23 protein-coding genes and 1 other RNA gene are annotated in these 25,362 nt (G+C 67.4%); 13 read left to right on the plus strand and 11 right to left on the minus strand.

What is annotated here, in order from left to right; all coding sequences use genetic code 11:
- Positions 1-351 precede the first annotated feature (351 nt).
- Together AB7O82_RS16165 and AB7O82_RS16170 are read left to right on the plus strand one after the other, a co-directional pair.
- Positions 352-858 (plus strand): winged helix-turn-helix transcriptional regulator, encoded by a 507-nt coding sequence (locus AB7O82_RS16165; protein ID WP_428552065.1) that lies wholly within the window; start codon positions 352-354, stop codon positions 856-858.
- A 215-nt stretch (positions 859-1,073) separates the two neighbouring features.
- Positions 1,074-1,268 (plus strand): hypothetical protein, encoded by a 195-nt coding sequence (locus AB7O82_RS16170; RefSeq protein WP_428619768.1) that lies wholly within the window; start codon positions 1,074-1,076, stop codon positions 1,266-1,268.
- 385 nt (positions 1,269-1,653) lie between these two features.
- Here the strand turns inward: AB7O82_RS16170 and AB7O82_RS16175 are convergent, their stop codons facing one another.
- On the minus strand, positions 1,654-1,833 hold the full coding sequence (locus AB7O82_RS16175; protein WP_428619770.1) for a DUF4169 family protein: 180 nt from the start codon (positions 1,831-1,833) through the stop codon (positions 1,654-1,656).
- A gap of 94 nt (positions 1,834-1,927) precedes the next feature.
- Between AB7O82_RS16175 and AB7O82_RS16180 the strand changes: the two genes are divergently transcribed.
- On the plus strand, positions 1,928-5,137 hold the full coding sequence (locus AB7O82_RS16180) for an AsmA family protein (protein ID WP_428619771.1): 3,210 nt from the start codon (positions 1,928-1,930) through the stop codon (positions 5,135-5,137).
- Positions 5,138-5,146: 9 nt separating this feature from the next.
- Positions 5,147-5,977 (plus strand): nitroreductase family protein, encoded by an 831-nt coding sequence (locus tag AB7O82_RS16185; RefSeq protein ID WP_428551100.1) that lies wholly within the window; start codon positions 5,147-5,149, stop codon positions 5,975-5,977.
- A 155-nt stretch (positions 5,978-6,132) separates the two neighbouring features.
- Here AB7O82_RS16185 and AB7O82_RS16190 read toward each other — a convergent pair whose 3' ends face one another.
- Positions 6,133-6,363, minus strand: a complete 231-nt coding sequence (locus tag AB7O82_RS16190; protein WP_428551097.1) for a ribbon-helix-helix domain-containing protein — start codon at positions 6,361-6,363, stop codon at positions 6,133-6,135.
- Positions 6,364-6,459: 96 nt separating this feature from the next.
- On the opposite strand from AB7O82_RS16190, the gene typA reads away from it, so the two are divergent.
- Positions 6,460-8,292: a translational GTPase TypA gene (typA, locus tag AB7O82_RS16195; RefSeq protein WP_428551094.1), complete on the plus strand. Its 1,833-nt coding sequence runs from the start codon at positions 6,460-6,462 to the stop codon at positions 8,290-8,292.
- A 9-nt stretch (positions 8,293-8,301) separates the two neighbouring features.
- A complete protein-coding gene (locus AB7O82_RS16200; protein ID WP_428551091.1) occupies positions 8,302-8,655 on the plus strand; it encodes a DUF6481 family protein in 354 nt (117 codons plus the stop codon).
- 185 nt (positions 8,656-8,840) lie between these two features.
- Here the strand turns inward: AB7O82_RS16200 and AB7O82_RS16205 are convergent, their stop codons facing one another.
- From AB7O82_RS16205 to ssrA, 4 genes are all read right to left on the minus strand, one after another.
- Positions 8,841-9,518: a VOC family protein gene (locus AB7O82_RS16205; RefSeq protein WP_428619772.1), complete on the minus strand. Its 678-nt coding sequence runs from the start codon at positions 9,516-9,518 to the stop codon at positions 8,841-8,843.
- Positions 9,519-9,535: 17 nt separating this feature from the next.
- Entirely contained in the window at positions 9,536-11,152 is a 1,617-nt protein-coding gene (locus AB7O82_RS16210) for a fumarate hydratase (protein WP_428551086.1), read from the minus strand.
- Between the two features lie 64 nt (positions 11,153-11,216).
- The gene (locus tag AB7O82_RS16215; protein WP_428551084.1) at positions 11,217-11,774 is read right to left on the minus strand and encodes an SspB family protein; all 558 of its coding nucleotides are present in this window, start codon (positions 11,772-11,774) and stop codon (positions 11,217-11,219) included.
- Positions 11,775-11,858: 84 nt separating this feature from the next.
- Positions 11,859-12,185: a transfer-messenger RNA gene (gene ssrA / locus AB7O82_RS16220) on the minus strand.
- A gap of 132 nt (positions 12,186-12,317) precedes the next feature.
- Between ssrA and thyX the strand changes: the two genes are divergently transcribed.
- On the plus strand, positions 12,318-13,253 hold the full coding sequence (gene thyX, locus AB7O82_RS16225) for an FAD-dependent thymidylate synthase (RefSeq protein WP_428551081.1): 936 nt from the start codon (positions 12,318-12,320) through the stop codon (positions 13,251-13,253).
- Position 13,254: 1 nt separating this feature from the next.
- Positions 13,255-13,809 carry a GNAT family N-acetyltransferase gene (locus AB7O82_RS16230; RefSeq protein WP_428551104.1) on the plus strand — a complete coding sequence of 185 codons (555 nt, stop codon included), beginning with the start codon at positions 13,255-13,257 and terminating at the stop codon, positions 13,807-13,809.
- A 145-nt stretch (positions 13,810-13,954) separates the two neighbouring features.
- Here the strand turns inward: AB7O82_RS16230 and apbC are convergent, their stop codons facing one another.
- The gene (apbC, locus tag AB7O82_RS16235) at positions 13,955-15,094 is read right to left on the minus strand and encodes an iron-sulfur cluster carrier protein ApbC (protein ID WP_428549543.1); all 1,140 of its coding nucleotides are present in this window, start codon (positions 15,092-15,094) and stop codon (positions 13,955-13,957) included.
- A 137-nt stretch (positions 15,095-15,231) separates the two neighbouring features.
- On the opposite strand from apbC, the gene hflK reads away from it, so the two are divergent.
- From hflK to AB7O82_RS16250, 3 genes are all read left to right on the plus strand, one after another.
- Positions 15,232-16,416, plus strand: coding sequence for an FtsH protease activity modulator HflK (gene hflK, locus AB7O82_RS16240; protein ID WP_428549545.1), 1,185 nt, complete (start codon positions 15,232-15,234; stop codon positions 16,414-16,416).
- Positions 16,413-17,303, plus strand: coding sequence for a protease modulator HflC (hflC, locus tag AB7O82_RS16245; RefSeq protein WP_428619773.1), 891 nt, complete (start codon positions 16,413-16,415; stop codon positions 17,301-17,303). The genes hflK and hflC overlap by 4 nt, the downstream gene beginning before the upstream one ends.
- A gap of 260 nt (positions 17,304-17,563) precedes the next feature.
- Positions 17,564-19,012, plus strand: coding sequence for a DegQ family serine endoprotease (locus AB7O82_RS16250; protein WP_428619774.1), 1,449 nt, complete (start codon positions 17,564-17,566; stop codon positions 19,010-19,012).
- A 106-nt stretch (positions 19,013-19,118) separates the two neighbouring features.
- On the opposite strand, the gene nagA is transcribed toward AB7O82_RS16250, so the two are convergent.
- The 4 genes from nagA to serB are packed head-to-tail and all read right to left on the minus strand — an operon-like array spanning position 19,119 to position 23,057.
- A complete protein-coding gene (gene nagA / locus AB7O82_RS16255) occupies positions 19,119-20,264 on the minus strand; it encodes an N-acetylglucosamine-6-phosphate deacetylase (RefSeq protein WP_428549551.1) in 1,146 nt (381 codons plus the stop codon).
- Entirely contained in the window at positions 20,261-21,133 is an 873-nt protein-coding gene (locus tag AB7O82_RS16260; RefSeq protein ID WP_428549553.1) for a BadF/BadG/BcrA/BcrD ATPase family protein, read from the minus strand. The genes nagA and AB7O82_RS16260 overlap by 4 nt, the downstream gene beginning before the upstream one ends.
- A 26-nt stretch (positions 21,134-21,159) precedes the next feature.
- Complete coding sequence (locus tag AB7O82_RS16265) at positions 21,160-22,164, minus strand: NADP-dependent oxidoreductase (RefSeq protein ID WP_428619776.1); 1,005 nt, start codon at positions 22,162-22,164, stop codon at positions 21,160-21,162.
- Entirely contained in the window at positions 22,161-23,057 is an 897-nt protein-coding gene (serB, locus tag AB7O82_RS16270; protein WP_428619777.1) for a phosphoserine phosphatase SerB, read from the minus strand. Before serB ends, AB7O82_RS16265 begins: the two co-directional genes overlap by 4 nt.
- A gap of 223 nt (positions 23,058-23,280) precedes the next feature.
- On the opposite strand from serB, the gene miaA reads away from it, so the two are divergent.
- Positions 23,281-24,210 (plus strand): tRNA (adenosine(37)-N6)-dimethylallyltransferase MiaA, encoded by a 930-nt coding sequence (miaA, locus tag AB7O82_RS16275; RefSeq protein ID WP_428549559.1) that lies wholly within the window; start codon positions 23,281-23,283, stop codon positions 24,208-24,210.
- A gap of 114 nt (positions 24,211-24,324) precedes the next feature.
- A partial coding sequence (locus AB7O82_RS16280) for a thiamine pyrophosphate-binding protein (protein ID WP_428619778.1) occupies positions 24,325-25,362 on the plus strand: 1,038 nt, incomplete at its 3' end.

The following is a 25,362-nucleotide window of genomic DNA, read 5'->3' on the forward strand; positions in this document are numbered from 1 at the left end:
AAGGCTCGGGCGTTTTGCTGTGGGGCTCGTGGCGACATCTCCTCTTCCTGACGACACTCGCCATTGCCGATGACCAGGGGCCGTCGTCATCATTGCGGCGTTCCGCACCGGCCACCTGACGCCGGTCGCCCTGACCTTCTCCGGCATTGTCATTGTTGGCCTGGCGGAACCTCAACCTTTCCGGCGTGCGCAGCCTTGCCCCCACCTCGTGCCGGGCGTCGTGCTGGGGCGTGTCGGTGCTCGAGTCGGGTGTCCATGCCACCCTGGCCGGCGTCGATGCTGCTCAGCCCTGCGTCCCGAAGTTGAGTGGGGCAATTGCGCGGCCGTTCGGCCGGCCTATAGATTACCGTCATGCGGCGGACATCGTACGAACAGATGAACTGCTCGATCGCGTCGGCGCTCGATATCGTCGGCGAACCTTGGACGCTGTTGATCGTGCGCGACGCTTTCTACGGCGTGCGCCGCTTCGACGACTTCCATGAAAATCTCGGCATCGCCCGCAACGTGCTGACGGTGCGTCTGAAAAAGCTCGTCGAGGTCGGCATCTTCCGCAAGATCGCCTACCAGACACGGCCGCTGCGTCACGAATACAGGCTGACCGACAAGGGCGCGGCGCTGTTCGGCGTGATCGTCGGACTGAAGCAGTGGGGCGATCGCTACGGCGCCGCGGCGCGCAGCGGCAAGCCCATGGAGCTGGTGAACCGCACCGACGGCCGGCCGCTCGATCCGGTGCTGATCGACGCCGACACCGGCCAGCGCATGGAGCTCACCAACGTGCGCGCCGTGGCCGGCCCCGGCGCCGACCAGGCAACACGCGCCTTCTTCGAGCGCCTCGCCGTCAATCGCGCCGGGCGTTGATGAACCCAGGTTCGTGAGCGCAATTCCCGTTTTTGGGATGAGTCGTCCCGATGCGGTTGCTGCGGAGTGGACACGTCTCAGCCTGGACCGGATTGGGGTGGTTCTTGGCGCATTCCGGGGGGAGCCGGGTTGACGTCGCGCAAATCTCGTCTAGCTTGGCGAGAGCTGGCGGCGATCGGTTGCCGGTGACTGCGCGGCATCATGGAGGATGGATCATGCGCATGGTCGGGCTTGCAGCCGAGGCCGTTTTCGGCCGCTTCGGCGCCCGCGGGCGGTTCGGCTGTTCGTCGTGCCTGCGAGCGAAGCTGACGGAAAACGCCCGACTGACACAAAGCCACCTTCCACATCGTCATTTGCGTCAATCGCAAGCCTTTGATTCCAAAGGGGCGCTGACGCAAAGACGCAAATGACGCAAAATTCGGGCGTGAAAAGTATCCCGAGGAGCTCTCCTTGCCCGCCCATGAATCCGAGCGGGCGAGACGCCCGCGGTCCGGGAGAAAGCCCGCGATCCGCCTTTTTGGACCGCGGACATCTTGCCCGCTCATGAATCCGAGCGGGCGAGACGCCCGCGGTCCGGGAGAAAGCCCGCGATCCGCCTTTTTGGACCGCGGACATCTTGCCCGCCCATGAATCCGAGCGGGCGAGACGCCCGCGGTCCGGGAGAGAGCCCGCGATCCGCCTTTTTGGACCGCGGGCATCTTGCCCGCTCATGAATCCGAGCGGGCGAGACGCCCGCGGTCCGGGAGGGCGCCCGCGGTCCGGGAGAGGCCCCGCGGTCGGCATCAACGAGAGCCGTCACTCCTTCTCGATCAGCTTGCCGTCGAGCGTGCGGCGCGCGCGTTCCTCGTCCTGCCTGTCGGCAGCTTTCTGGGCCTTGGTGCGGCCGAAGCGGCGCCGGTTGGCGTCGGCCTCGTTCTCGCGGTCGCGCCGTGCCTTGTCCCTGCGGGCGCGTCGCAGGTTGACGATCTCCGCCATCGTTCGTCTCGCCTGTGGAATAACGCCAGAAGTCTATGCCGTGTCGGGCGCCGATGCGCTACTCTTAGCATGACTCCGGGTACAGGAGCGGGTCATGGCCAGTTCGCTTCGCAAGAAAGTCCTGATCGGCAGCGGTAGCGTCATCGCCCTCCTGGTCGTCGTGCTGATCGCCCTCCCGTTCTTCATCGACGTCAACGCCTTCAAGCCGCAGATCGCCGCCGAAGTGAAGAAGGCGACCGGCCGCGAGCTGCTGATCGACGGGCCGATCGAGCTGTCACTGTTGCCGAGCCCGGTTGTCACGGTCCAGGGCGTGAAATTCTTCAACGCGCCGGGCTCGAAGAACGCCAATATGGTCGAGGTCAAGTCGGTCACGGTGAAGCCGGCCATCCTGCCCCTCCTGAGTGGCGGCATCGAGGTCGACGAGGTGACTCTGGTCGAGCCCAAGATCGTCCTGGAGGTCAATGCCGCCGGCAAGCCGAACTGGGAGTTCACGCCATCGGTTGCGGAGGCCAAGCCGGCGGCGCCCAAGCCCGGCCCGGCCCGGCCGCTGTCGCTCGGCCGGCTCACCATCGATAACGGCACGCTGATCTTCAGCGACGCCAAGGCGGGCCTCTCGGTGGTCGCCGAGAAGGCCAACTTCACCGCCTCGGTCGGCTCGCTCGACGGGCCCTATTCGTTGGCCGGCAGCGCCACGGTGAACGGCTCGCCGCTCGCCGTCGACCTCGCCGTCGGCCCCAGGGGGCAGTCCGGCCACAGCGCCGACCTGTCCTTGCAGGTCGGCGGTGGGCGGCTGGCCTTCAAGGGTACGCTGAGCGAGCTCGGTCCGAACGCGCGCCTGGCCGGCACGGCCTCTGCAGCCGCCGAGTCCCTATCTGCGTTCGTCGGCACCCTGTCGAAGCTGGTCGGACAGCCCGAGCCGGTGCTGCCGCCGCTGCTCGTCGGCAAGTTCAGCTTCGACGGTGGCATCGAGGCGTCGCAGGCTGCCTTCGCGGCCAAGAATTTCAAGGTCGTGCTCGGGCAGGACAGCGGCTCGGGCTCGGTGTCCGTGTCGATGAAGCCGGAACTGGCGATCGATGCCAGGCTCGCGCTGCCCAAGATCGATTTCGATCGCACGCTGGCGGTGATGTCGCAAGCCGCTGCACCCTCCGCGGCGGCGAGGCCGGCGACCGCCACGCCGGCGGCACCTGCGGCATCGTCAGGCGGCCTGCCGGCCAATCTCACCCTCAAAGCGATGCTCGAGATCGGCGAGCTGATCTACAACAAAAAGCCCGTGCGCAACGTCGCGCTGGAACTCGACGCCAAGGGCGGCGCGGTCGCTGTCCCGAAGCTCACGGCGACGCTGCCCGGCGACATGGTGCTGCAGGCGCGCTCGACCCTGTCGGGCGACCCGGCGCGGCCCACCGTGTCGGGCGAGTTCAGCCTGGTCGGTCCCAAGCTGCGCGAAACCCTTGCCTGGCTCGAGGTCGACGTCGCCTCGGTGCCGCAGAGCAAGCTCAACCGGCTCAACGTCAAGGGCCGCATGGCGTCGAGCGGCGGCAAGGTGCAGGTCAGCGGCGTCACCTTCGAGGTCGACGATCTCAAGGGTACCGGCGGCATCACCGTGACACTCGGCGTGCCCCTGGCGATCGCAGTCAGCGTCGACATCGACACGATGGATCTCGATTCCTACCTGGCGCCGCCGCCGCAGAAGCCTGCTTCGGCGGCGGCCAAGCCGGCCGGTCCGGCGGTCGCCGGCCCGACGGTTGCACTCAAGGCCAAGGTCGCCAAGCTGATCTATCGCAAGGACACGATCGGCGGCATCGATGTCGACATCGCCCTGCAGGGTACGACGCTGCGCCTGAACGACATCAAGGTCGGCAACCTCGTGGGCGCCCGGCTGGCGGTGCGCGGCTCGGTCGCAAATTTCCAGTCGGCGATGCCGCGGCCCGACATCGCCTTCAATTTCGAGGCGCCCGACATGGGGCGCGTCCTCAAGCTTGCCGGCACCACCGCGCCGTCCGGGCTCGGTCTGGTGGCCGCGAGCGGCGGCGTTTCAGGCACCCTCGAGCAGCTCGCGCTGCGAGAGTTCACGGTGACCGGAATGGGCCAGAGCGTGCGGGCGAGCGGCACGCTTTCGCTGCCCGGGGCGGCCCAGGGGGCGCTGAAGTCGGTCGGCTACAAGGGCAATATCACGCTCAACGGCCAGGCTCTCGGAGGCGCGGTCGATGTCGCCCTGGCCGGCGCCAGGCCCAACATCGTGGCCGACCTCAAGGCGGCGACACTCGATCTCGACCGGATCGGCGGCGCGCCGGCGGCGCGACCCGCAGGTCGCGGCAAGCCGGCGGCCGCAGCCAAGCCGATCGACACCGGGCCGCTGCGCAGCGTCGACGGCAGCTTCAGGCTGCAGGCCGGGACCCTGATCAGCGCGCCGATGCGCATCGCCAACGCCGACCTGGCGGCCACCCTCAAGGACGGCGTCCTCACCATTGGCCATTTCAAGGGCGGCCTGTTCAGCGGCTCGCTCGCCTTCTCGGGCGTCGTCAACGGCAGCCAGCCGGCGCTCTCGCTCGACCTCAAGGGCGACGTCAACGGCATCTCGCTCAGCGAGATGCTGCGCACCACGTCGGGCTCGAACCAGTTCGGCAGCGCCATCAAGGTGACGATCGACGGCCGGCTCAACGCCAACGGCATCACGGTGCGGGCGGCCGGCGCGACCGCCGCCCAGATCCGCGGCTCGCTGGCGGGCGGCGCCAATCTCGGCGGCCACATTTTCGTCGGCGCCGACAAGGCGCTGCAGATCCTCGGTGGCGCAGCGACGGGCGCGGCAAGCGGCGTGATCGACAACACGCTGGGCAACGTCCTGGGCGCGATCGGCCAGAAGGGCAATCTCGGCGTCGGCAACCTCCTGAACGCCATCTCGCTGGTGCTGAACCGCTTCGTCAACCATGACAGCCCCATCTCGGGTCATGTCGACATCGCAGGCGGCGTGCTGACGGACAAGGGCCTGGTCGTGCGCGGCAATCGCGCGACCGCGAACATCGATACGCGGACCAATCTGGTGAGCTCGACGACCGATACGACCATCACCTTCACCATCGCCGAGGATCCATCGGCCGCCTACCTGATCACCACCGCGCGCGGCCCGACCTCCTCGCCGTCGCTCAACGTGGTGCGCGGCACCGCCAAGGATCCGCCGGGCATGGTGAATACGCTGCCCGGAGTCGGTAATGTGTTGCCGGGCGGGCAGAACTCTCCGGTGCCGGGCGTGCCGATCCCGAACGTCCCCATTCCCGTCCCCAAAATTCCCAACATCTTCGGCCGCTGAGAGGTTTTCTTGCTCGATCGTTTGTTGACCGTGCTGCGCGCGCGGTTCGGAACCGCGCCGGCGCTCACCGAGGAGCCGCGCGGCGTCGATGTCCTGGCCGACATGGCCAACCGTCGGGTCATCCGGCGCTATCTCGACAAGCCGGTCGATCCGGCGCTGCTCGACACGCTCTGCGCGGTGGCACTGTCGGCGCCGTCCAAGAGTGATCTTCAGCAGGGGGACATCGTGATCGTGTCCGACAAGGGCCAGCGCGAGAAGCTCGAGGCCCTGCTGCCCGACAATCCCTGGGTCAAGGCGGCGCCGGTCTTCCTGGTGTTCTGCGGCAACAACCGTCGCCACCGCCTGCTGTTCGACTGGCGCAAGCGGCCGTTCGTGAACGACTATCTCGACCCGTTCTTCAACGCCGCGGTCGATGCCGGAATCGTGCTGGCGACCTTCACCGCCGCCGCTGATCGGGTGGGGCTGGGCAGCTGCCCGATCAGCGCCATCCGCAACCATGCCGCCAAGGTCTCGGACATCCTCGGGCTTCCCCAGCACGTGTTTCCGGTTGCGGCACTCGGTGTCGGCTGGCCGTCGTTCGAGGGCGTCATGAGCCCCCGGCTCGGGCTCGACGTCACCATCCACCGCGACCGCTACGACGAGCAGGGCCTCGCCGACAAGATCGCGGCCTACGACAAGCGGCGCGAGGCGGTGCAGCCCTATCGCACCCAGCGCTATGTCGAGAAGTTCGGCGAAAGCGCGGAATACGGCTGGTCGGAGGACAAGGCCCGGCAATATTCGGTGCCGGAACGGGCCGATTTCGGAGCATTCGTGCGCGCCAAGGGGTTCAAGCTGGAGTGATCGTGCGTGTGTCAGTGCGCCTCATATGGACCGCGGGCGTCCCGCCCGCTCATGATGATGAAGGATGAGCGGGCGGGACGTCCGTGGTCCGGAAGATTTGATCATGACATAAGCGGGCGAGACGCCCGCGGTCCAAAACGAGGGCCCGCGATGCGTCAGCGCGTCTCGTCCCGCCGGCGTTTCAAGGCCTCGAGCACATGCAGCCTGAGCGCGCTCGACAGGTTGGTCGACCCGCCGCCGGCGGCGCGCGCGTGATCGACCTCGGCGATCAGGGCGTTGAGCGACTGGCTGCGCCCATGGGCGAGCGCCGCCAGTTCGGTCCAGAAGGCATCCTCGAGCGACACCGAGGTGCGATGGCCGTCGATGGTGACCGAGCGCTTGCGCATGGCTCGACTGTGGCAGCGTCAAGTCGCCTCCTCAACCTGCCTTGCCGCCGTCATAGAGCGTGCGTATAAGCGCGCCCAACAACCCCGGACACATTTATGGAAATCCGTAACGTCGCGATCATCGCGCACGTCGACCATGGCAAGACGACCCTCGTCGACTGCCTGCTGAAGCAGAGCGGTACCTTTCGCGACAACCAGCAGGTCGCCGAGCGGGCGATGGACTCGAACGATCTCGAGCGCGAGCGCGGCATCACCATCCTCGCCAAGGCGACCTCGGTGGTGTGGCGCGACGTGCGCATCAACATCGTCGACACGCCGGGCCACGCCGATTTCGGCGGCGAGGTCGAGCGCATCCTGTCGATGGTCGACGGCGTGGTGCTGCTGGTCGATGCCGCCGAAGGGCCGCTGCCGCAGACCAAGTTCGTGCTCGGCAAGGCGCTCAGGCTCGGGCTGCGGCCGATCGTGCTGATCAACAAGGTCGACCGACCCGATGCCCGCGCCCACCAGGTGCACGACGAGGTGTTCGACCTGTTCGCCGCCCTCGAGGCGAGCGACCGCCAGCTCGACTTCCCGACCCTGTTCGCCTCGGCCAAGCAGGGCTGGGCGGCCGATTCGCTGGAGGCCGAGCGGGTCGACATGACGCCGCTGTTCGACCTCATCCTGCGCCACGTGCCGGCGCCGCACATCGAGGCCGACAAGCCGCTGCGCATGCTGGTGACGACGCTCGAGTCCGACTCCTTCCTCGGCCGCATCCTGACCGGCCGCATCCAGTCGGGCGTGCTCAGGCCTAACACCATCCTGAAGGCGCTGAGCCGCGACGGCGGCGAGATCGAGCAGGCGCGCGTCACCAAGGTGCTGGCCTTCCGCGGCCTGGAGCGCCAGGCGCTCGACCAGGCCGAGGCGGGTGACATCGTGGCGGTGGCCGGCTTCAAGACTGCGACCGTGGCCGACACGATCTGCGATCCCGCCGTCGAATGGGCGCTGCCCGCCCAGCCGGTCGATCCGCCGACGCTGGCCATGACCTTCTCGGTCAACGATTCGCCGCTCGCCGGCCGCGAGGGCGACAAGGTGACGACGCGCATGATTCGCGCCCGCCTGATGCGCGAGGCCGAGGGCAATGTCGCGATCCGCGTGCGCGACACCGACAACACGGATTCGTACGAGGTCGCCGGGCGCGGCGAGCTGCAGCTCGGCGTGCTGATCGAGACCATGCGCCGCGAGGGCTTCGAGCTCGCCGTCGGCCGTCCGCGCGTGCTGTTCGAGAACGATCCGGTGACCGGCCAGCGGCTCGAGCCGATCGAGGAGGTCGTGATCGACGTCGACGACGCCTACACCGGCGTCGTGGTCGAGCAGATCTCGACCCGCAAGGGCGAGCTGCAGGACATGCGGCCGTCGGGTGCCGGCAAGACCCGGCTGGTGTTCCATGCCCCGTCGCGCGGCCTGATCGGCTATCACGGCGAGTTCCTGACCGACACCCGTGGCACCGGCGTGATGAACCGCCTGTTCCACAATTACGGGCCCTATCGCGGCCCGATCCCGGGCCGGCGCAACGGCGCGCTGATCGCCAATGCCGAGGGCACCGCGGTGGCCTATGCGCTGTGGAACCTCGAGGAGCGCGGGCCGATGTTCATCGATCCGGGCACGGCGGTGTACGAGGGCATGCTGATCGGCGAGCACAGCCGCGGCAACGACCTCGACGTCAACGTGCTGAAGGGCAAGCAGCTCACCAACATCCGCGCCGCCGGCAAGGACGAGGCGGTGCGGCTCACTCCGCCCCGCCGCATGTCGCTCGAGCAGGCGATCGCCTACATCGAGGACGACGAGCTGGTCGAGGTGACCCCGAAGTCGATCCGTCTGCGCAAGCGCTTCCTCCATCCGGAGGATCGCAAGCGTGCCAAGAAACAGGCGGCTGCTGCCGCCGCAGAATAGGTAGGACCCTTGAACAATCGCGATACTTTTTCCGACCGCCTCGAAAACCAGGCCAAGGCCCGTCAGGCCCTGCTCGAGCGCTCCCGGGCGAAGGACCCGACCAACGATCCCGACTTCGCCGCCCGCCAGGAGGCCCGCGCCGCCGCGGCCCGCCTGCGCGAGCAGCGCGAGGAGGAGCGCCGCAACGCCCGGCTCGCCGAACGCGCCAAGGCGATCGCCGATCGGGAGGCAAAAAAGGCCGAGAAGATCAATCGCGAGGCCGAGGAGGCCAAGGCCGCCCTGCGCGCGCAGATCGAGCTGCTGGCGGCCCAGAAGGCGACCCGCGACGCCCGCTACGCCGCCCGCAAGGCGCGCAAGAAGTAGGCTCTTCATTCTCCTCCCCAGCTTCGCTGGGGAGGTGGCCGCGTAATCGCGGACGGAGGGGTCATGGTCTTCCGGACCGCGGGCATCCCGCCCGCCCATGCTCATGAAATCATGAGCGGGCGGGATGCCCGCGGTCCGGAAGGGCATGAGCATGAGCGGGCGGGACGCCCGCGGTCCACGATGAGCTACAGCTTCCCGCCGGTCAGCGAGGCGCGCTGGCTGATCTCGATGTGGTTGCCGTCGGGATCGCAGACGAAGGCGAAGCGCACCGTGTCGCCCAGCACGCGCGGCTCGCCGCCCGAGGTGCCGCCGCGCGCGAGGATGCCGGCGTACTCGTGCAGGCAGTCCCACACCTGCACGGTCATGTAGCGATAGCCCGGGCCGCGCCATTCCGTGCTGCGCTCGACCCGCCCGCGCTCGGCGATCACGATCAGCGAATCACCGCAGCGATAGCGACCGTCGCCCGCGCGCTCGAACTGCATGGCATGGGTCCAGAACCGGTCGTGCTCGGCCGGGTCGTTGACCTTGAGCAGGATGGCGATGCCCTCGACGCCGTGCTCGCCTCTGGGCACCAGCGTCACCTTGTTGCCGTCGGGGTCGACCAGCGCCCGGGGCTCGGCGAGGCCGTCGCGGGCGATCTCCAGGCCGATGATGCCGGACGGCGGGGCGTCGGGCAGGGCATCGCGCGAATGGTTCATCTTGAGGATCGAGCCGTTCATGTGATGGCGATGCTGCTGCATGCCGCCGCCCAGCTTGCCCATGTGGTCGTAGGGCAGGCCCACCGTCTGCTGCCAGAAAGCGAGTTGCTCGTCGCGCCTGGTCGAGAACAGGCCGATGTCGAGATGCTGCTTGGCAAGGTTCATGACGTCGGATCGCCGGCCTAGATCTTCAGCTCGCTGAAAAAATCGTTGCCCTTGTCGTCAGTGACGATGAAGGCCGGGAAGTTCTCGACCTGGATGCGCCAGATCGCTTCCATGCCGAGCTCGGGATACTCCAGGACCTCGACCTTCCGGATGCAGTTCTTGGCCAGGATGGCGGCCGGGCCGCCGATCGAGCCGAGATAGAAGCCCTTGTGCTTCTTGCAGGCGTCGACCACGGCCTTGCTGCGGTTGCCCTTGGCCAGCATGACCATCGAACCGCCATTGGCCTGGAACAGGTCGACGTAGGAGTCCATGCGGCCGGCGGTGGTCGGCCCGAACGAGCCCGACGGCATGCCCTGCGGCGTCTTGGCGGGGCCGGCGTAGTAGACCGGGAACTGCTTGAAGTAGTCGGGCAGGCCCTCGCCACGATCGAGCCGTTCCTTGAGCTTGGCGTGCGCTGAATCGCGCGCCACGATCAGGGTGCCCGTGAGATTGACGCGGGTCTTCACGGGATACTTGGTCAGCACCGACAGGGTGTGCGCCATGCCCTTGTCGAGATCGACCGACACGACGTCGCCGGACAGCTGCTGCGGCTCGATGTCGGGCAGGAAGTGCGCCGGGTTGGTCTCGAGCTGCTCCAGATAGATGCCGTCCCTGGTGATCTTGCCCAGCGCCTGGCGGTCGGCCGAGCAGGAGACGCCGATGCCGATCGGCACCGAGGCACCGTGCCGGGCGATGCGGATCACGCGCACGTCGTGGCAGAAATACTTGCCGCCGAACTGCGCGCCGATGCCCATCTTGCGCGTGAGCTCGAGCACCTTCTGCTCCATCTCGCGATCGCGGATGGCGACGCCCTTGTTGTTGCCCTCGCCCGGCAGGTCGTCGAGGTAGCGCGTCGAGGCGAGCTTCACCGTCTTGAGGTTCATCTCGGCCGAGGTGCCACCGACGACGATGGCGAGGTGATAGGGCGGGCAGGCGGCGGTGCCCAGGGTGCGGATCTGGGTGTCGAGAAACTTCAGCAGCGCCGCCTCGTTCAGCACCGCCGGCGTCTGCTGGTGCAGGTAGCTCTTGTTGGCCGAGCCGCCGCCCTTGGCGATGAACAGGAACTTGTAGGCGTCGCCATCGGTGGCGTAGATGTCGATCTGCGCCGGCAGGTTGGTGCCGGTCTGCACTTCCTTGAACATCGAGAGCGGCGAGACCTGCGAGTAGCGCAGGTTGGTCTCCGTGTAGGTCTTGTAGACGCCCCTGGCGATCGCCGCCTCGTCGCCGCCGCCGGTCCACACCGCCTGGCCCTTCTTACCCATGACGATGGCGGTGCCGGTATCCTGGCACATCGGCAGCTCGCCGCCGGCGGCGATGTTGGCGTTCTTCAAGAGCTCCAGCGCGACGTACTTGTCGTTGTCCGAAGCCTCGGCGTCATCGAGGATCGAGCGCAACTGGGCGAGATGCCCGGGCCGCAGAAGATGCGAGATGTCCTTGAACGCTTGGGCGGTCAGCAGGGTCAGCGCCTCCGGCTCCACCGTCAGCACGTCGCGGCCGTTGAACCTGGTCGTGCCGACGAAATCCGCGCTGAGCTTGCGGTAGGGCGTGGCGTCCTGGCCGCTGGGAAACATCTCCTGGAACTGGAATTCGGGCATGACCATCTCCTGACGCGCCGGCTGGAGGCGCGCATCCCTGCCGCAAGCGCGGCGCGGCGTCCACCTACTTCTTGCGGAAGCTGTCGAGCTTGACGACCTTCGAGGCCGGATCCTCGGGCTTGGTCTCGTCGGGTTTGCCGCCTTCCGGCGGCTCCTTCGCCGACTGCGCCTCGTCGCTGGTCGGCGCGGCAAGGGGCGGCCGCTTCTCGGGTGCCGGCAGCGACGTCGTCGGCGCTGCCTTCTCGGGCTTGTCGGCGGCAGCCGCCTTGTCCTTGCGGTCGAACTGCAGGCCGAACCGTACCGACGGATCGACGAAAGCGGAGAGCGCAGCAAAGGGCACGCGGATGCGTTCCTGCTGCTTGTTGAAGCTCACCGTCACTTCGAAGAAGTCCGAGCCGAGGAGGAGATCCCAGTACTGGTGCTGCAGCACGATGGTCATCTCTTCCGGGTACTTGGCGCGCAAATAGTCGGGCAGGGAGACGCCCGGGTCGTTGCTGCGGAAGGAGATGTAGAAATGATGCGAGCCCGGCAGACCCTTCTCCGCCACTTGCGTCAGCACGCGTCGGACGACGCTGCGCAACGCGTCGTCGACGAGAGCGTCGTAGTGAAACCGATCGTTCATGGCCTGTTGGAAATCTCGTTGAAAGCATCGACCCGCATCGCGGCGGAGTCAACGCTGCCATAGCTTGCAATTGGCGCAAAAGAAAGTGGGAGGGCTTCTGTTGCCCGGTGCCCTCCCGAACCGCGCTTACGTCCGCTGTTTAGGCGGCAGCAGCGAGTGCAACGTCGTTATCGTTGGCACTTGTGTGTGGCCCGTCACGGCGGAACCATACCGGGCAAAAACCGCGCCTTTACCACGCTCGTCGATCCTGGTTCGCCCCCATCGACTCCGCCCCGCGAGGAGCGGAGGAAAACTGGTGGAGGCGCCGGGTACTGCCCCCGGGTCCGAAACGCTTATGCCACGCGGCGTTTATCGCCATAGTCGGTTTCCCGACGCCCCAATATAGGCACTCCCCGAGGCGTTTTGAAGGCGCTGATCGGGCCAATGCGAACGAACTTCGCTACGCGCTCCGGACGCGATCAATGGTCGACCATGTGGGCAAGTGAGCGTTGGGCGAATGCCCGCTGACCGCTAGAGTGCGGGCAACGATAACGGAACGCCGCCATGCCCCTCTCGATCGACCAGCAAACCGAAATCGACCAGGCGCGCGCCGGTGCGCAGGCGACCCTGCGGCCGATCGCACCCGCGCTCGAGGAAATCCTGTTCCAGGCGCTGCCTGTCCTCGACCATGGCTTCGTGCGGGTTGTCGACTACATGGGCGACGACGCGGCGGTCGTGCAGGCGGCACGCGTCAGCTACGGCCGAGGCACCAAGAAGGTCAGTGAGGATCGCGGGCTGATCAACTACCTGATGCGGCATCGCCACACGACGCCGTTCGAGATGTGCGAGATCAAGTACCACGTCAAGCTGCCGATCTTCGTCGCCCGCCAGTGGATCCGCCATCGCACGGCCAACGTCAACGAGTACTCGGCGCGCTACTCCATCCTCGACAACGAATTCTACATTCCCAAGCCCGAGCATCTCGCCGCGCAAAGCCGGCTGAACCGCCAAGGCCGCGATGCGGTGCTCGCCGGCAAGGAGGCCGAGCGCGTGTTCGCTCTCCTGAGGCAGGACGCAGAGCGCGTCTACGAGCACTACATGGAGATGCTGAACGAGGGCGAGGACGGCCAGCCGCTCGACCCCGGGCGCTCCGGCTTGGCGCGCGAGCTGGCGCGCATGAATCTGTCGCTCGGCTTCTATACGCAGTGGTACTGGAAGACGAACCTGCACAATCTGATGCATTTCCTGTCGCTGCGTGCCGACGCGCATGCCCAGTACGAGATCCGCGCCTACGCCGACGTGATGATCGACACGCTCAAGCGCTGGTGCCCGAATTGCCACGACGCCTTCATGGAGTACCGCATCGGCGGCGCTCACCTGTCGAAGACCGGGCTTGCCGCCGTCAAGCGCATGATCGCGGGCGAGAAGGTCGACCAGAAATCGAGCGGGCTCAATCCGCGCGAATGGCGCGAGCTCATGGCGGCGCTCGGTCTTGGCTAAGGTGCGCGACATTGGCCTCTCTGCCGGCCGGCTGCGCCTGGTGCGCGAGCGGCCGCGCGACGGTGCCGCCGTCGAGGCGATGAACGAGGCGGCCTTCGGGCCGGATCGCCATCACAAGACGGTCTATCGGCTGCGCGAGGACGTCGCGCCGATCAAGGAGCTATGCTTCGTCGCCATCGACCCGAAGGGCCGCATGGTGGCCTCGATCCGCAACTGGCCGATCCTGATCAACGAGCGCTGGCCGGCCGTCCTGCTCGGTCCGCTCGCCATCGCGCCCGAGTTGCGCGGGCTGGGCTACGGCAAGGCGCTGATGTGGCACTCGATGGCGCAGTCGCGCATGCTGGGTCACAGCCGCATCATTCTGGTCGGCGATCCCGAATACTACAACCAGTTCGGCTTCCGCCGCGACCTCGCGCTCAACATCCAGCTTCCCGGCTGGGTCGAGGAGCGCCGCTTCCTGGCGCTCGAGCTGGTCGCCGGAGCGATGATCGGCGTGCATGGCATGATCGGCAAGCCGCTGCCGAAGGGCACTGCCGGTCGCCGCAAGAAGCGCTGACACGCTGGGAGCGCGCCACTAAGCGCGCCACTCCAGTGGCGCTCACGTGGACCGCAGGCGTCTCGCCCGCTCATGATCATGTTCATGAGTATGAGCGGGCGAGACGCCCGCGGTCCAAGAAGACCATGACCTCCCGGCAACGAGCTCAGCGCACCACGATGCGCGGCGCGGCGCGCGGGCCGCGCTGGTTGGCCGCCAGCTGCTTCCACACCCGGCCGGCGATGTTGCGGTAGATCTGCGCGTAGGGGCTGTCGGGCTGGGCGACGACGATGGGATGGCCCGAGTCGGATGTCGTGCGGATGTCGAGATGCAAAGGCACCTCGCCCAGGAACGGCACGCCGAGCTTGTCGGCCTCCTCGCGGGCGCCGCCGTGCCCGAAGATCTCGGCGCGCTCGCCGCAGTGCGGGCAGAGGTAGAAGCTCATGTTCTCGACGAAGCCCAGGACCGGCACCGCCACCTTGCGAAACATGTTGAGGCCCTTGCGGGCATCGACCAGGGCGATGTCCTGCGGCGTCGAGACGATTACCGCGCCCGCAAGCGCGACTCGTTGGGCGAGCGTCAGCTGCGCATCGCCCGTGCCGGGCGGCATGTCGACGACCAGCACGTCGAGTTCGCCCCACTGGACGTCGCGCAGCATCTGCTCGAGCGCGCTCGACACCATCGGGCCACGCCAGATCATCGGCGTGTCCTCGTTGACGATGTAGCCAATCGACATGGTCTTGAGGCCGTAGCGCTCGATCGGCTTCAGCGCCTTGCCGTCGATCGATTCGGGCTTGTCCTTGACATCGAGCATGCGCGGCATCGACGGGCCGTAGATGTCGGCGTCGAGAAGCCCGGTGGCGACGCCGTTGGCGGCCAGCCCGAGCGCCAGGTTGACGGCCGTCGTCGATTTGCCGACACCACCCTTGCCCGAGGCGACGGCGATGATGTGCTTGACGCCCGGCACGTCGATGCGGCCGCCGCCGCCGGTGGTCTTCTGGCCAGGGGCGGCGGCGCCACGTCCGTGGGCGTGCGGGGCGGGCGCCGGCGGCGCCGGCCGCTCGGCCGTCATCACGGCGGTCGCCGACAGCACGCCCGGCAAGGCGCGAACCGCCTGCTCGCAGGCCTGGCGCAGGGGCTCGAGAGCCGTGCCGCGGGCCGGATCGACGTCAAGGGTGACGGCCACGTGGCCGCCGCGGGTGGCGATGCCGCCCACCATGCCGGCGGCCAGGACGCTGCGGCCGCTCGCCGGATCAATGACCGTCTCGAGAACCTTGCGGACGGCCGCTTCGGTGATTTCCGCCATGTCGCTTGCTTCCGTCGGCTGGCAATTTTCTGTCGCCGCTTGATTGCGGGTGATGCTGCCGTCACATATATGCAGCCCGACGTGAAAGCAAAGCGATGATGCGTCGAGGCGGGCAGCCCGTGGTGCCGAGGTGAACGATGGCCTGGAACAACAATAGCGGCGGCCCGTGGGGCGGCGGCGGTGGCGGCGGCCCATGGGGCGGCGGCGGTGGCAATCGCGGCGGCGGGGGCGGCGGTCCCTTCGGCTCACGCCGGCCGCCCGACATGGAAGACGTCATCCGCAAGGGCCAGGAGCGCCTGAAGAACCTCATTCCCGGCGGCTTCGGGACCTACAAGGGAATTGCGCTGATCGTCCTGGCCGCGGCCGTGATCTGGCTTCTGACCGGCTTCTTCCGCGTCCAGCCCAATCAGCAGGCCATCCAGCTGGTGTTCGGCAAGCCGTATGGCAAGCCGGTCGAGCCGGGGCTGCACTACAATCTGCCCGGTCCGATTGGCAATGTCGTCGTGGTCAACGTTCAGGACCAGCGCCGCACGGTGATCGGCTCGCGCACCGGCCAGGACAGGCAGACCCCCTACACCCGTGGCCCGCGTCCGACCTCGACGGAGAACCTGATGCTGACCGGCGACGAGAACATCGTCGACATCGAGTTCGCGGTGCTGTGGCAGATCAAGGACGTATTCAAGTACGCCTTCGATGTGCGCAATCCCGAGGAGAACGTGCGCGCGGGCGCCGAGGCGGCAATGCGTGAGATCATCGGCAAGTCGAACCTGCAGTTCGCGCAGACCGAGGGGCGCAGCCGCATCGAGCAGGACGGCAAGGACTTGCTGCAGCGCATCCTCGATGATTACGGCCTGGGGGTGCGCATCTCCCAGGTCCAGCTCCTGCGCGTCGACCCGCCGCAGGAGGTGATCGCCGCCTTTCGTGACGTGCAGGCGGCGCGCGCAGACAAGGAAAGAAGCATCAACGAGGCCAATACCTACCGCAACCAGGTGCTGCCGCGAGCGAAGGGCGAGGCCGAAGCCATCATCCAGCGGGGCGAGGCCTACAAGGCGCAGATCGTCGCCCGCGCCAGCGGTGACGCCCAGCGCTTCAGCCAAGTCTACGAGCAGTACGCCAAGGCCAAGGACATCACCACCGAGCGCATCTATCTCGACACGATGGAAGAGGTGTTGCGCAACGTGAACAAGGTGCTGGTCGACAAGAACACCTCGGGTACCGGCGTGCTGCCTTACCTGCCGCTGCCCGACTTCAGGACGAGCCAGCCCCCACCGGCTCGACAGCCGGCGCCCGCGCCCGCACAGGGCCAGGGGAGCAGCCGATGACCAACCGCGGCATTGCCATTCTGGTTGGTCTGGCGGTCATCGTCTTCCTGTTGACCCAGACCTTCTACACCGTCGATCCGACCAAGCAGGTCCTGGTTCGTCAGTTCGGCGCCATCGTCGGCAACCCCAAGACCGAGCCCGGCCTCTATGCCAAGATGCCGCTGATCCAGGACATCCAGCGCATCGACCGCCGCCTGCTCGACTACGAGGCCGAGGAATTCGAGATCATCGCCGGTGACCAGAAGCGCCTCGTGGTCGATGCCTACGCCCGCTACAAGATCACCAATGCCAAGACCTACGCCCAGACCGTGCCGGGCGGCGAGCCGGCCCTGCGCGGGCTGCTCGATTCCCTGATCAACTCGGAAATCCGCGGTGTGCTGAGCTCGGTGCCGTTGCACGCGATTCTGACCGACCAGCGCGCCAACCTGATGGAAGAGATCACCAAGCGCGTGAACGGCAAGACCAGGGAGCTCGGTGTCGACACCGTCGATGTGCGCATCAAGCGTGCGGACTTGCCGCAGGCCAACTCGCAATCGGTGTACAATCGCATGAAGACCGACCGCGAGCGCGAGGCCGGCCAGCTTCGCGCCGAGGGCGACGAGGAGAAGGCGCGCATCACCGCGACCGCCGACCGCGAGGTCGCCGTCATCAAGGCCGACGCCGGTCTCAAGGCGCAGGTCCTGATGGGCGAGGCCGACGGCGAAGCGACCCGGATTTATGCCCTGGCGTTCGAGAAGGGCAAGGATTTCTATGCCTTCTACCGGCGCATGGAAGCCTACAAGCAGGCCTTCGGCAGCGGCGGGTCGACCATGATCCTGAACCCCGACACGGATTTCTTCCGCTATTTCAACGACCCGCCGGCGGGCGCCGCGATCACCCAGAAGTAACCATCGCCGGAGGATGGCGCAACGGTGCCTGTGGCAGCCCTGCAACGCAATCCGGCCAATCGAGGCAAGGGGCCGCAATCGCTGCAACAATCGGCAACATTTCGGCCTCTTCATTTGCGCCACAATCGGCGGCCATGTAGACAGGAACTCTAGCGCGCGGCGCCGGCTGTACCGACCATTTTGGGCCTGAGCGCCGTTGGAGGTCGGACGTGATTCTCACAGTTTTTAGTGGAATTTGCAGAAGTGCGGCCGTTGCCGCGGTGGCTTGCGTCGGGCTGGCGCTGGCACAACCGGCATGGGCTCGCGAGCAGGCGACGCAAAGCTTCGCCGAGTTGGTCGACCGGCTCATGCCGACCGTCGTCAACATCACCACGACCCAGAACGTGCCGCAGCAGGGGCCGCGTCTGCGCGACATGCCGCAGCTGCCGCCCGGCTCGCCGTTCGAGGAGCTGTTCAAGGAATTCTTCGACCGTCGCGGGGGGGGCGAGGAACAGCAGAAGCGGCGCGGCACGTCGCTCGGCTCGGGCTTCGTGATCGATGGCGAGGGCTACATCATCACCAACAATCACGTGATCCAGGGCGCCGAAGACATCACCGTGATCTTCCGCGACGACACCCAGCTCAAGGCCAAGCTGGTCGGGTCGGACAGCCGCGTCGACCTCGCCCTGCTCAAGGTCGAGCCGCCGAACAAGAAGCCGCTGCCGGCGGTGAAGTTCGGCGATTCGGACAAGATGCGGGTCGGCGACTGGGTGATCGCCATCGGCAATCCGTTCGGCCTCGGCCACTCGGTCACCGCCGGCATCATCTCGGCGCGCGGCCGGTCGCTGAACGATTCGCTCGATGACTACCTGCAGACCGATGCCGCCATCAACAAGGGCAACTCGGGTGGTCCGCTGTATAATGCCGACGGCGAGGTGATCGGCGTGAACACGGCGATCTACTCGCCGTCGGGCACCAATGCCGGTCTTGCCTTCTCGATCCCATCCAACATCGTCAAGCAGGTGTCCGAGCAGCTGCGCGAGTTCGGCAAGGTCAAGCGCGGCTGGGTCGGCGTCAGCTACCAGAGCGTCACCGACGACATCGCCGATTCGTTCGGCCTCGATCGGGCACGTGGCGTGCTGGTGGCCAATGTCGTGGCCGACGGCCCGGCCGCCAAGGCCGGCGTCAAGCGCAACGACATCATCATCAGCTTTGCGGGGCAGGACGTGCTCGACCTGCGCCGTTTCCCGCGACAGGTAGCCAATGCCCGGGTCGGCAGCACGGTCGATGTCGTGGTGTGGCGCGGCGGCAAGGAAGTGCCGCTGAAGCTCAGGGTCGGCGAGCAGGAAGAGGCGTCAAAGCAGAACGCCTCGGCCCAGAAGGGCAGCGACGGCAAGAAGTCGCCGGAGCCCGACCAGCCGGTCGCTTCGAGTGTCGAGCAGCTCGGCCTGACGCTGCAGAAGGCGACCGACCAGCTGCGCGAGAAGTACGGCCTGTCCGATCAGGTCAAGGGCGTGGTGATCACCAAGGTGGCACCCAACAGTCCGGCCGCCGAGAAGCAGCTGCAGGCCGGCGACGTCATCCTCGAGGTCGACCAGAAGCCGGTCGCCTCACCGCAGGAGATCACCGACATCGTCGCCAAGCTGCAGCAGCAGAAGAAGCGTTCGGTCCTGCTGTTCGTCGAGCGCCAGGGCGACCCGCGCTTCGCCGCGCTCAGACTGACGAAGTAGGTCAGCGTCTTCCGGACCGCGGGCGTCCCGCCCGCTCAAGTTCATGAGCGGGCGCCTCGCCCGCTCGGGTTCGTGAGCGGGCGGGACGCCCGCGGTCCGAAGAGACTCAGGCACCCACTCCCGAGACCCAGGTCCTGCGCACCTGCAGCGCCGCGTCGAGATGCACGATGTCGGCGGCATGACCGGGCGCGATGCGGCCGTGGCGGTCGTCCAGTCGCAGGAAGGTCGCGGGATAGAGCGAGGCCATGCGCAGAGCCTCCTCCAGCGGGACATCCAGCTCATCGACGCAGAGCCTGACCGCCGATGCCATGTCGAGATGTGCACCGGCCAGGACCGGCTCGCCATCGTCGCCGGTCCAGGTCAGGCGTTTGCCCTGCCGCTGCACGGTCCTGCCGCCGAAGGTGAACGAGGTCGCGCTCGAGCCGACGCTCGGCATGGCGTCGGTCACCAGGAACAGGCGGCCCGGCGGGCGCTTGGCGCGCAGGGCAATTCGCAGCACGGCCGGCGTCACGTGGATTCCATCGGCAATCACGCCGCACCACACCGAGCCCGCCTCGAGGGCGGCGCCGACCAGGCCGGCGGCGCGGTTCTGCAGGGGGCTCATGGCGTTGAACAGGTGGGTGATGCCCGTCGCGCCGGCGTCGATCATCGCCATCGCCCGCTCGAAGCGCGCATCGGAATGGCCGAGACTCACGATCGCGCCGCCGTCGACCAGGCGGCGCACCTGGGGCGGCTCGACCTGCTCTGGAGCGATCGTCAGCAGCAGGCGTCCGACATCCGCGGCCAGCAGGCGGTCGATGTCGGTTTCGCCCAGCCGGCGCATAAGCCGGCCGTCATGAACACCCTGGCGAACCGGATCGAGGTGCGGGCCCTCGAGATGGAGGCCGACGATTGCCGGGCCGGCGCTGCGCGCCGCGGCCAGGGCGGCTGCGGTGACCTCCGGCAGGGTGGTCACCAAGGTCGGCAGCAGGCGGCAGGTCCCGAATGGCCGATGGGCGGCGGCAATCCGATTCATCGTCTCGGCGGTCGGCGCATCGTTCAGCGCCACGCCGCCGCCGCCATTCACCTGGGCATCGATGAAGCCCGGTACCAGCATGCCGCCCTCGACGCGTTCCGCCGCAGCGTCGGCCGGCACGGCGTGCCGCGCCACGATGTCGAGGATTCGGCCGTCGCCAATCAGGATCGTCGAGTCGTAGTGCCAACTTCTGCCGTCGAAGATGCGGGCGCCGGAGAGGGCGGTGAGGCGGGTCACGCGCCGGCCGCCTCGCGGGCGAGGTCGATGGCGCCGGCCAGCGCGTCGCGACGCGGCGCCACGAGCCGGCGCGCGAGGCGCCGCGGCAGGCGCTTGGCGTAGCGGTTGGCCAGGCCACCCACCAGGACGATGCTCTGTGCGCCAAGCTCGACCATGCGGTCGAGCAGGCGGGTGACATCGCCAACTGCCTGATCGACCAGCCGTTGAGCTGCCGCATCCCCCGACTCCGCACAGGCGAACACCACAGGCGAGAAGGCGCCCCAGTCGCCGGGCGTGAGCTGGTGCGACCAGGCGAGCATCCTGACCGGCGCGTTGCCGAACCGACGCATGATCCGACGGCTGAGCAGTGAGGCCTCGACCACGCCCTCATGCGCCGCCAGGGCGTGTCTCAAGGCGGCGTGGCCGAGCATGGCGGCCGAACCATGGTCCGACAGCATGAAGCCCCAACCGCCGACGCGGTGAAAGCGGCCCTTGTGACGGACGATGCCCTGGCTTCCCGTGCCGACGATGAGCAGGCCGCCGTCGTCGTCGCCAAGGGCGCCGATGCAGGCGGTCACGGCGTCGCTGCGGATGGTGACAGACGCAAAGGGCAGGGACTGCGCGGCGAGCGCCTCGACGGCGGCCGGGTCGTCGGCGCCAGCGGCACCGATCGCGAGATGGGTTCGGCGGAACGCGGACCGGGCAAGGCCTGCATCAGCCAGGGCGGCCGTACTCGCCGCCATGATGGAGGTGTGCGCCTGCCTGGCGCCGAGCGTCAGATTGGCGGGACCGGCGTCGCCGCTGCCGAGTGTCTTGCCGTCGCCATCGACGAGCCGTGCCCGGCAGTGCGTGCCACCGGCGTCGATGCCGAGGAAGAGCGCCCTTTTCATCGTCACGGCTGGATAGGGTGCGCGAGTTAGGCGATCTTGACCACCAGCTTGCCGAAATTCTCGCCTTTCAGCAGACCAAGAAAGGCGTCCGGCGCGCGCGTCAGCCCCTCGACCACGGTCTCGCGGCTCTTGAGCTTTCCGTCCCTCACCAGCGCGCCGACCTCGTTCACGAACTCGCTCATCAGGGCCACATGGTCGGAGACGATGAAGCCCTGCAGGGTGAGCCGGCGCTGCACGATGGTGAACATCTTCGGCGGGCCGGCCATCGGCGTCTTGTCCTGGTACTCCGAGATGGCGCCACAGAAGGCGACGCGGCCGAAATTGTTGAGTCGCGCGAACACGGCGTGGAAGATTCTGCCGCCGACATTCTCGAAGTCGGCGTCGATGCCCTGCGGGCAGAGCCTGTCGAGAACGGCGCCGTAGTCGCCTTCGGTGCGATGATTGAAGCAGGCATCATAGCCCGCCTCGCGCACCGCCCAGCTGCATTTGTCGTCGCCGCCGGCGCAGCCCACCGCCCTGGCGCCGGCGAGCTTCGCGAGTTGTCCCGCCACCTGGCCGACCGCGCCGGTCGCCGCCGACACGAACACCGTCTCGCCGGCCTTGGGCTTGCAGATGTGACGCATACCGTACCAGGCGGTGAAGCTCGGCATGCCGAGCACGCCGAGATGAGCCGACAGCGGAGCCGGGCCGGGATCGATCTTGCGCAGTCCCTTGCCGTCGAGCAGCGTGTGTGTTGCCCAGTTCAGCATGCCGATCACCGCGTCGCCCTTGGCGAAACGCGGGTTGTTCGATTCGACCACCTCGCCGACCGAGCCGCCGGTCAGCGGCTTATCGAGCTCGAACGGCGGCGTGTAGGAGCGCAGCTCGGTCATGCGCGGGCGCATGTAGGGATCGAGCGACAGGAAGCGCTGCCTCACCAGGACCTGGCCGTCGCCCGGTGCCGGCAGATCGACCGTCTCCTGGCGGAAGCAGTCGGGCGTGACGTCACCCGTCGGACGCTTGGCGAGGACGATCTGCAAGGTCTCGGTCATGGGTCGTTCCTTTCGACGAAGTCGCTCCGGCGATAGCCCTGCAGATAGAGCAAGGCGGTGAGATCGCCATGGTCGATGCGAGCCGGCACCTGGGCGGCGACCACCGGCTTGGCGTGGAAGGCGACGCCCAGGCCCGCCTGCTTCAGCATCGGCAGATCGTTGGCGCCGTCGCCAACGCTGATCGCATCCGCGGTCGAGAGGCTGTGCTCCGCTGCGAGGTGCTGCAGGGTCGCAAGCTTGGCCTCCTTGCCGAGGATGGGCCGCGCGGCGGTGCCGGCGAGCACGCAGCCGTCGTGCTCCAGCACGTTGGCGGACTCTCGATCGAAGCCCAGCGCCTGCTTCACCAAGGCGGTGAAGTACGTGAAGCCGCCCGATACCAGAGCACAGTGTGCGCCATGCTTTTTCATGGTCGCCACCAGCGTGGCGCCACCCGGCATAAAGCGGATGCGTTTCGCCGCCTCGTCGAGCCGCGCGACCGGCAGTCCCTTCAGCAGGCCGACGCGTTCGGCGAGCGCGCCGGCGAAATCGATCTCGCCGTTCATCGCCCGCGCCGTGATGCCGGCGATGCGTTCGCGCAGGCCGAGGAAGTCGGCGAGCTCGTCCAGCATCTCGTTCTCGATCATGGTCGATTCCATGTCGGCGACGAGCAGCTTCTTGCGGCGGCCGGCGGCGGGGACCACGACGACGTCGATGGCCGTCATCGCGATACCATCGCCCGGATCTTCGATTGACCCGTCGAACGGCAGGTCGCAGGCGATCTCCGGGGCCAGCCAGTCGGGCGTGCCGACGGCAGTGGCGCCGCGGGCGCGCAGAACGTCGGCAGCCGCGCTGATCGCGCCGTCATTGAGCGCCGGATGCGCCGGGCTCGAGATCAGGACGAGGACATTTCTCACGCTCAGGCTCTAGCGCACATTCCGTTCGGCTGGAACAGCCGAACTTCGGCGGAAGAGGGACTCATGGCCGGGAGCGCGCCACTCCGTGGCGCTCATGCTCTTCTTCCGGTCTGCAATCGGCATGTCCGCTATGCCCATGAGGGCCACGGAGTGGCGCGCTCCCGGCCATGAGTCCAGATCGCACTGGCGGCAGCATCATCGATTTGCAAGAAGTTCGCCCGCCATGGCGGAGCAGCGTGTCATCGTCATCACCGGCCCGACGGCCAGCGGGAAGTCGGCGCTGGCGCTCGCCCTGGCCGAGCGCCGCGGCGGCACGGTGATCAATGCCGACGCCATGCAGACTTATGACGCCTTTCCCATCCTGACCGCGCAGCCGACGGCGGAGGAACGGGCGCGCGTCCCGCATGCCCTCTATGGCGTGCTGCCGTTGAGCGAAGCCTTGTCGGCGGCGCGCTGGCGCGCCCTCGCCGACGTTGCCATCGAGCGCTGTCTTGCCGAGCGTCGCACGCCCGTCCTGTGCGGCGGCTCGGGACTCTACCTGCGCACCCTGATGCAGGGCATCGCCGCCATTCCCGAGGCGCCAGCCGCGCTGCGCGAGCAGGCCAATGCCGACTGGCAGGTCCTGGGGGCCGATGCCTTTCGCGCCCGGCTCGCCGTGCACGATCCCGCGGTGGTGGCCCGCCTGAAGCCCGGCGATCGCCAGCGCCATGTCCGCGCGTGGGAGGTCTGGCTGGCAACCGGACGGCCGATCAGCATCTGGCAGGCCGAGCAGAGCCGGCCGCCTGCACCCTGGCGCTTTGTCACGATCGTGCTTGCGCCGGAGCGGGCATGGCTGCGCGAGCGCATCGCGATGCGCTTCGATGCGATGCTCGCTGGCGGCGTCCTTGCCGAGGCGAGGGCCGTGTTCGACCGGTCACCGGACCCGCGATGGCCCGGCCTCAAGGCGCACGGCGCGCCGGAGCTGTTTCGCCACTTCCGGGGCGAACTGTCGCTCGACGACGCGCGGCGCATCGCGATTGACCACACCCGTCAATATGCCAAGCGCCAGATGACGTGGATTCGGCATCAGATGGCACCAGATTTGGTATTGGCCACACCACCCGCTCCACATGTGGATGCAGTTGAGAAATTTTTGACCAATTCGGAGGGCTGAAACTTTACGTTTCGTGCCGTTTTCGGTTGACCCTCTCCTGTTCGGCCTATACGTTCCGCGCCGCCGCAAACACCCGTGTTTTGCGGCACATTTGTCATAGAGGAGGTTCGTGTCATGAAGCCCGAGGAGTCCGCCACGACCGGCGCCGATCTGTTGGTGAAAGCCCTGATCGACGAGGAAGTCGAGGTCGTCTTCGGCTATCCGGGCGGCGCGGTCCTTCCCATCTACGATTCAATCTTCAAGCAGAACCGGCTTCGCCACATCCTGGTGCGTCACGAGCAGGCGGCGGTGCATGCCGCCGAAGGCTATGCCCGGTCGACCGGCAAGGTGGGCGTGGTGCTGGTCACCTCGGGCCCTGGTGCCACAAATGCGGTGACCGGCCTCACCGACGCGCTGATGGATTCGGTGCCGATCGTCTGCCTGACCGGCCAGGTGCCGACCCACTTGATCGGCAACGACGCCTTCCAGGAGGCCGACACGACCGGCATTACCCGGCCGTGCACCAAGCACAACTACCTGGTGAAGGCCGTGGGCGATCTCGCCCGTACCGTGCACGAGGCCTTCTACGTTGCCCGCTCCGGCCGGCCCGGCCCGGTGGTGATCGACCTGCCCAAGGACGTGCTGATGAACAAGCACGACTACGTGGCGCCCAAGAAGCCGGTTCAGCACAAGAGCTACCGCCCGCAGGTCAAGCCCGACGCCGACCGCATCGAGCAGGCGATCGCGATGATCGGTGCCGCCAAGCGGCCGATCTTCTACACCGGCGGCGGCGTCATCAATTCCGGCCCCAAGGCCTCCAAGCTGCTCACCCAGTTCGTGCGCACGACCGGCTTCCCGATCACCAATACGCTGATGGGGTTGGGCTCGTTCCCGGCGTCGGACAAGCAGTTCGTCGGAATGCTCGGCATGCACGGCACCTACGAAGCCAACCTCGCCATGTACAATTGCGACGTGCTGATCAATATCGGCGCGCGCTTCGACGACCGCATCACCGGCAAGCTCGCCGAGTTCTCGCCGCGCTCCAAGAAGATCCATGTCGACATCGATCCGAGCTCGATCAACAAGAACGTGCATGTCGACCTGCCGATCGTCGGCGACGCAGGCCTCGTTCTCGAAGAGCTGATCCGCGTGTGGAAGGCCAGGCAGCCGAAG

Origin of the sequence: Reyranella sp. (assembly GCF_050185545.1) — a bacterium.
In the GTDB taxonomy this organism is placed as follows: Bacteria; Pseudomonadota; Alphaproteobacteria; order Reyranellales; family Reyranellaceae; genus Reyranella.

Coding starts and splice junctions, on each gene's coding strand:
- AB7O82_RS16215 (WP_428551084.1), bottom strand. CDS start 11,774: ATGAACGATCGGTTTCACTACGACGCTCTCGTCGACGACGCGTTGCGC.
- hflC (WP_428619773.1), top strand. CDS start 16,413: ATGACCAACCGCGGCATTGCCATTCTGGTTGGTCTGGCGGTCATCGTC.
- typA (WP_428551094.1), top strand. CDS start 6,460: ATGGAAATCCGTAACGTCGCGATCATCGCGCACGTCGACCATGGCAAG.
- AB7O82_RS16180 (WP_428619771.1), top strand. CDS start 1,928: ATGGCCAGTTCGCTTCGCAAGAAAGTCCTGATCGGCAGCGGTAGCGTC.
- AB7O82_RS16260 (WP_428549553.1), bottom strand. CDS start 21,133: ATGAAAAGGGCGCTCTTCCTCGGCATCGACGCCGGTGGCACGCACTGC.
- miaA (WP_428549559.1), top strand. CDS start 23,281: ATGGCGGAGCAGCGTGTCATCGTCATCACCGGCCCGACGGCCAGCGGG.
- thyX (WP_428551081.1), top strand. CDS start 12,318: ATGCCCCTCTCGATCGACCAGCAAACCGAAATCGACCAGGCGCGCGCC.
- AB7O82_RS16175 (WP_428619770.1), bottom strand. CDS start 1,833: ATGGCGGAGATCGTCAACCTGCGACGCGCCCGCAGGGACAAGGCACGG.
- AB7O82_RS16205 (WP_428619772.1), bottom strand. CDS start 9,518: ATGAACCTTGCCAAGCAGCATCTCGACATCGGCCTGTTCTCGACCAGG.
- apbC (WP_428549543.1), bottom strand. CDS start 15,094: ATGGCGGAAATCACCGAAGCGGCCGTCCGCAAGGTTCTCGAGACGGTC.
- AB7O82_RS16190 (WP_428551097.1), bottom strand. CDS start 6,363: ATGCGCAAGCGCTCGGTCACCATCGACGGCCATCGCACCTCGGTGTCG.
- AB7O82_RS16210 (WP_428551086.1), bottom strand. CDS start 11,152: ATGCCCGAATTCCAGTTCCAGGAGATGTTTCCCAGCGGCCAGGACGCC.
- AB7O82_RS16170 (WP_428619768.1), top strand. CDS start 1,074: ATGCGCATGGTCGGGCTTGCAGCCGAGGCCGTTTTCGGCCGCTTCGGC.
- AB7O82_RS16165 (WP_428552065.1), top strand. CDS start 352: ATGCGGCGGACATCGTACGAACAGATGAACTGCTCGATCGCGTCGGCG.
- hflK (WP_428549545.1), top strand. CDS start 15,232: ATGGCCTGGAACAACAATAGCGGCGGCCCGTGGGGCGGCGGCGGTGGC.
- AB7O82_RS16265 (WP_428619776.1), bottom strand. CDS start 22,164: ATGACCGAGACCTTGCAGATCGTCCTCGCCAAGCGTCCGACGGGTGAC.